The sequence below is a fragment of the Labilibacter marinus genome (assembly GCF_001659685.2).
In the GTDB taxonomy this organism is placed as follows: Bacteria; Bacteroidota; Bacteroidia; order Bacteroidales; family Marinilabiliaceae; genus Saccharicrinis; species Saccharicrinis marinus.
This window is the reverse complement of sequence record NZ_LXYE02000017.1, coordinates 44,530-50,964: the sequence shown is the minus strand read 5'-3', so window position 1 is coordinate 50,964 and position 6,435 is coordinate 44,530. Positions and strand designations below refer to the sequence as shown.

General features: G+C 35.8%; 5 protein-coding genes. 4 read left to right on the top strand and 1 reads right to left on the bottom strand.

Features of this window, described 5'->3' with window-relative positions:
• Positions 1–369 precede the first annotated feature (369 nt).
• The gene (locus A8L32_RS07495; protein ID WP_075590275.1) at positions 370–741 is read left to right on the top strand and encodes a response regulator; all 372 of its coding nucleotides are present in this window, start codon (positions 370–372) and stop codon (positions 739–741) included.
• Between the two features lie 17 nt (positions 742–758).
• On the opposite strand, the gene A8L32_RS07490 is transcribed toward A8L32_RS07495, so the two are convergent.
• Positions 759–1,142, bottom strand: coding sequence for a hypothetical protein (locus A8L32_RS07490; protein ID WP_075590274.1), 384 nt, complete (start codon positions 1,140–1,142; stop codon positions 759–761).
• Between the two features lie 211 nt (positions 1,143–1,353).
• Between A8L32_RS07490 and A8L32_RS07485 the strand changes: the two genes are divergently transcribed.
• From A8L32_RS07485 to A8L32_RS07475, 3 genes are all read left to right on the top strand, one after another.
• Positions 1,354–3,423 (top strand): TonB-dependent receptor, encoded by a 2,070-nt coding sequence (locus tag A8L32_RS07485; protein WP_075590273.1) that lies wholly within the window; start codon positions 1,354–1,356, stop codon positions 3,421–3,423.
• 320 nt (positions 3,424–3,743) lie between these two features.
• Positions 3,744–4,520 carry an SDR family NAD(P)-dependent oxidoreductase gene (locus tag A8L32_RS07480; RefSeq protein ID WP_075590272.1) on the top strand — a complete coding sequence of 259 codons (777 nt, stop codon included), beginning with the start codon at positions 3,744–3,746 and terminating at the stop codon, positions 4,518–4,520.
• 183 nt (positions 4,521–4,703) lie between these two features.
• Entirely contained in the window at positions 4,704–6,392 is a 1,689-nt protein-coding gene (locus tag A8L32_RS07475; protein WP_075590271.1) for a TldD/PmbA family protein, read from the top strand.
• Positions 6,393–6,435: the final 43 nt, after the last annotated feature.

The window sequence follows — 6,435 nt, the reverse complement described above, 5'->3', positions numbered from 1 at the left end:
TACTGAAATAAAATATAAAAAAAGTTTCATTATAGATTTAGACCTTCAATTTAACCTGCCAAACGCATCGCCATAGCTCGCGTTAGGGATTGAAGCGGGTACCCCGCAGCTGATAAACAGGCTTACATTTATTAATATGGTTATTTCTGTATATAATGTATATAACACATAAGAAAACAGCGAGGAGTTAGAGCGAAAAGCCCGACCCGAGAGTACTTATACCATTTAAGAGAAGAGGGCGCATTGAGGGAACGCCCATGGAAATAGTAAAGTATGGTTCAACTTTTGTTATATTGAAATGAGATTTATTAATGTACCTATAGAATGTTTTGAAGGATAAATGTTATATTGGTATTATAAAACTAGATTATGAGCGATAAGACAAAAATACTATACGTAGACGACGAACATATAAACTTACAATTGTTTCAGATTAACTTTAGCAAAAAGTTTGATGTTATACTTGCCGAAGATGGCGCAGAAGGTTTAAGGCAGATTGAGAAGAACCCAGATACTAATGTTGTAATTAGTGATATGAAGATGCCTAACCTAAGCGGAATTGATTTTATTAGTCGGGCAAAGAAAAAGCACCCTAATATTAAGTATTATATATTAACGGGCTTTGAAATTACTCCTGAAATAAAAGAAGCGCTAGAAAGAGGGCTTATTATTAAATACTTTAGCAAGCCCTTCGACTTTCATGACATTTCGTTAACGCTTGACGAAGCCACTGTACACTAAAGTACACTGGCGAGTGATTAAAGTCCTATAAATACTAGGGCAGCTATTGCAAACCAAAATATCCATTGAAACATTTTAATAGCTGCTCCTTTAATAGGTGCATTAAATGCAATGATTAACTGAACTATTCCGAAACCGGCATATATTACTCCTATAAATTTAGCGACCGAACCTAATTCAAATAATATACAATTAAACTCCACAGCTGTTAAGAATAAGAACAAGGTAGTTAATACTTGAAATATGGATATATAATGAAATACACTTTTCATAACATATCTCGGTATTTCATCTGTTTCTGAATTCATGATAGGTCTTAAAAAATCTTTTGCCCCAATAGTAAAGTGACCTAATACTGCCATTAAAGAAACGATTGCTGCTGCTAGAATAAAATAATTCATTTGAATAACATTTTATGGTTTATATAAATATAATGTAATTAGCTAAGAAAAATGGCAGCTATAAAATAATTCCCCTCCCCCCCCTTATACCTCCATACTTTAAAAGAGCATATAAATAGGACTTTATTATCTTTTTATATGAAGGAGAATTACCAAAATGCTTATATTTTATTATTTTCGCGCCTTATTTAAAATCATTAAAAATAATAAGATGTTAGAAAACAACTATTTCGGCAATCATAACAATTTACTATTCAAGAAGTGGCAAGGAACAAGCTACGCTATATTCAACTCTTTAAACAAGTATATTAAAATAGGTATGCTATCTGCAATGTATTTTACCCTATTTGGATATACGCAGACTTTTGCACAAACAGATACTGCATCCATCAATAGAAAAATTGACATTGAAGAGGTTCAGGTTTCTGCACGAAGAACACCTGCCATTCATTCTGAGATAGGAAGAGTGGTTACTATTATTACAAAGAAAGAGATTGAAGCACTAGCTGTTCAGAGTGTTGACCAGCTGCTTGAACATGTCGCTCATGTGGATGTAAGACAAAGAGGTCCCTTGGGTATTCAGGCTGATGTGAGCGTTAGAGGTGGCTCTTTTGATCAAGTGATGATACTTTTAAATGGCATCAATATTACTGATCCACAAACAGGACATCATAGTTTAAACCTACCAGTAGACTTTCAAAGCATTCAGCGCGTTGAAATATTAGAAGGTCCTGGAGCGCGGGTACATGGCTCAAACGCTTTTAGTGGTGCCATTAATTTTATTACTGGTACTGGCGATGAATCAAATATATCGGCCAATGTGATGGGTGGTAGCCATGGCTTGTATAACATAGGAGCTAGCGGAACCTTTGCTAATGATAAAATAAAAAGTTTTGTTGCAGTAAATAAAAGTGCAACCGACGGCTATATTGACAATACCGACTTTGAAGTATACAACTTATTTTACCAAGGTCAGTTAAATCTGGAAAAAAACCAAGTAGAGCTTCAGGTTGGATATACTGACAAAGGATTTGGAGCCAACTCTTTTTACACACCTAAATATCCTAACCAATACGAGCAAACCAGAACTACTTTTGCTAGCTTAGGTTATACGTCTACAACTAAAAACCCCTTAAAGTCATCCGTTTACTGGCGTAGACACCAAGATCGCTTTGAACTATACAGAAATAACGAAGGTGCTGCTTCATGGTATAAAAACCACAACTACCACCTTACCGATGTTGTTGGTGCAAACATCAATCAGGTTATTAATTGGAGTGCTGGAAAAACAGCTATAGGTGGTGATATTCGTTCAGAAAGCATTTGGAGTAATGTATTAGGCTTGCCCATGAACGATACCTTATCTGCTCCTGGCGAAGAAAATGGTTTCTTTACTAAAAAGTATAGCCGTACCAATAGCTCGTTTTTTGTAGAGCACAGTTATTCATATAATCGCTTTTCTTTTTCTGCAGGGTTGATGGCTAATCTTAACTCTGATTTAGGTTGGGGTTTCGATATTTTTCCTGGATTAGATGCTAGCTATTGGATTGATGATAACATGAAAATATACGCTAGCTATAATCAGTCACTGCGTATGCCAACATATACTGATTTATTTTATAACGGACCTGGTAACATTGGCAACCCTGATTTAAAACCCGAAGAGGCCAGTACCTTCGAAGGTGGATTAAAACTAAGAAACAGAGGATTGAGTGTAAACCTTTCTGCATTTTATAGAGAAGGGAAAAATATGATTGATTGGGGAAAACCTTCCGATGCACCTGTCGATGAGAAATGGACAACATCTAACATCAATAATATTAACACGGTTGGTTTTGAATCTGTTGTAAATTTTGACCTTCAGGAGTTAATTCAAGGCCAAAAAGTATTAAAGCGTGTACATTTATCGTACTCATGGTTAAATCAAGATAAAGAAATACCTGAAGGTTATAATTCAAGTTACCTTTTTGATTATTTAAAACATAAATTTTCAGGCAGCCTACAGCACGGAATTATTTCAAACTTAAGCGCTACTTGGTCGGCATTATACCAAGATAGAGTAGGTAGCTATAATGAATACGACATAGAAACTGGAACGGAAACTCTAAAGGAATATGATCCGTTTACAGTATTAGATGTAAAACTAAATTGGAGTAAACCTAAATACACTATTTACGCAGAAGCCACCAACTTATTGGATAAAAAATATACCGACATTGGTCAGTTGTACCAACCAGGTAGATGGATTAAAGTAGGTATTAAAGTCAACATTGGATTATAATCGTCTTACTTGAAATTGATATAATAAACGGGTATTCTTCGGAGTACTCGTTTTTTTTGTATCCCGTTCCGAAATATGAACACAATACATAAACTTGTAAGGTATAACTAAAAACAAATAGTAACTTTCTACCACACTGATCACTTTCTGTAAAATGTATACTTCTTTCAGTAATAGGTATACACTGCTCAGAACAAGCTCAATTATCTTTGTATCAAACAAAAAAGTAAAACTGGCGTGACCAAAGCAAATTATCGGATACACATGCGTATCGTTAAGGTTTGCATCGTTTATCTAGTTTTCATTAAATTTATAAACACATGGAAAAAGTAGCATTAATAACAGGAGCGTCAACAGGTATTGGAAAAGAGTTTGCACATATACATGCAGCAAAGGGTGGAGATTTAATTATTGTAGCGCGTAGAAAAGATAAGCTAGATGCCTTAAAAAACGAACTGGAGCTAAAATACAAAATCAAAGTGATGGTGATTACCAAAGACCTTGGATTACAAGAGGCTCCTAAAGAAATATACAATGAGGTAAAAAATGCGGGTATTGAGGTGCAGTACTTAATAAACAATGCAGGTTTTGGTGGTATGGGTAAATTTCACGAAAGGGCGTGGGAAGATGATTTAGCTATGATAAACCTAAATATTATAGCGCTAACCGCTTTAACTCGTTTATTTCTTCCTGACTTTATAAAAAGAAACTCGGGAAGAGTATTAAATGTATCTTCTACAGCCAGCCTAATTCCAGGTCCTTTACAGGCTGTATACTATGCCACCAAAGCATTTGTCACTTCCTTTAGCAATGCTGTAGACGAAGAGCTGCACGATACAAACATCAGTGTAACTGCCCTATTACCTGGCGCCACTGAAACTGAATTTGGCAAGATATCGGGAATGGACAAAACTAAAATATTTGATAAAACAGCCAGTGCCAGAGCTGTAGCCGAAGCCGGTTATAATGGTATGCTCAAAGGCAAGCTTAACGTTATTTCAGGCCTTACTTTTTCGCAAAAACTACTGATGAAGTTAGTTCCATTTTTACCGCAACGAATGGTGGTTAAAACTACCCGCCAAATGCAAGAGGTATAAGATTAACTTTATTTTAACCTTTCAACTCCATCGTTGCTAATTTTAAGGTAACCATGGAGTTTTGTGTTTTTAAAATATTTTTCATTTCCAACTTAAACAGTATATAAAGTTATACGTTTTACCAATTAGAATATTTTGGTACTTTTATTGCGACCTAGGTCTAAATTAAGTAAAACGTATAACATGGGAATAAATAAAGTATTGGTTCTTTTGATGGTGACACTTCTATCATCCACCATTATAAAAGCTCAGGATAAATTAATCGACATCCTAGACAAAGAATTGCAGCGAGAGATGATTGGGCTTAAAGGAGAAAAATATCCCCCCTACTACATGGCTTACCGCCTAAACGAAATAGAAACGGCTTCCATCGTATCCTCCTTTGGGTCAACCCTACAATTAGATACCGCTAAAATAAGAATTTGCCTTCCAACTGTTAGAGTAGGTTCATACGAAAATGACAACACGCATAGTGCCAATGAAGGAATGGGCTTTGGAGGTAGAGGAATGGGACAAAACTTTTTACCTGTAGAAAATAACCCACAAGCCATTTCTCAGTATTTATGGCGTATGACTGATCAGGCTTATCGTGGAGCAGTGCGTGAATATAGCAACAGTAAATTTGAAGAGAAAGAGGAAAAAGATACTATTCCTGATTTTACAAGAGAAAAGCCTGTTACTTTTATACAGGAAGAAAGCAATATAAAAGAACTTAATACCCAGGAGTGGGAAGAACGATTAAATAAGATTACCGAAATATTCAATGCCAATAACGACATAGTGGACGCCAGTGCCATGATTCGTTATAACAAGGAAAGAAAATACTTTGTATCCACCGAAGGCTCTAAGGTAAAGCAGTTAAATACATATTGTTATTTACATATCAATGGAGTAGTAAAAGCTACCGATGGAATGATTTGTCCATTAAACCTCTCCTATTTTGGATTTACGCCCAACGATTTGCCCAACGAGGAAAAGTTAATGAGCGATGTAGCTGGTTTAATTGAAAAACTAAATCGCTTAAAAGAGGCACCATTGGCAGAACCCTATGAAGGGCCTGCTATTTTATCCTCTAAAGCAGCTGGAGTTTTCTTTCACGAGATATTTGGTCATCGTGCCGAAGGACATCGTATTCGTCAGAAAACAGATGGTCAAACATTTAAAGACAAGATGGGTGAATATGTTTTACCCAAAGGATTTAATGTCACTTTCGACCCAACCATCAATACTTCTGAGGGCTATCTGTTAAGCGGTCATTATTTATATGATGATGAAGGTGTTAAAAGTGAAAAAGTAGAGATTGTTAAGAATGGTATATTCCAAAGTTTTTTAATGTCAAGATGTCCTACTGATAGAAATTCCGTTTCTAACGGGCATGGAAGAGCTCAGGCAGGTTCAGCACCTGTTACACGCCAATCCAATATGTTGGTAAGTGTGGATAAAACTTATTCTATTGACAAGTTGAGAAAGCAAATGATTAAAGAATGTAAAAAGCAAAACAAGGAATATGGATACCTATTCCAAGAGGTTTCTGGCGGCTTTACACAGACCGACAGAATTATGCCTAATGCTTTTAATGTAACTCCACTAGAGGTATACAGAATATATGTTGATGGTAGACCTGATGAATTAGTTAGAGGCGTTTCGATGATTGGAACACCATTGGCCATGTTTGCCCAAATTCAATCAGCAGGTGCAGACCAAGGTGTATTTAATGGTCATTGTGGAGCCGAGTCTGGAAGCGTTCCTGTTGCTACATTATCACCTTCTCTTTTTATAAAACAGATTGAAACACAAAAACAGATGTATATTGAATCTTCAGAAACTATCTTGGATCGTCCTAGAATGAAATCATCTAGCGAGAGCAAGTAATTAAGAGCTTCAATTCATCGAACATCAAATTTAAAATTCAGCA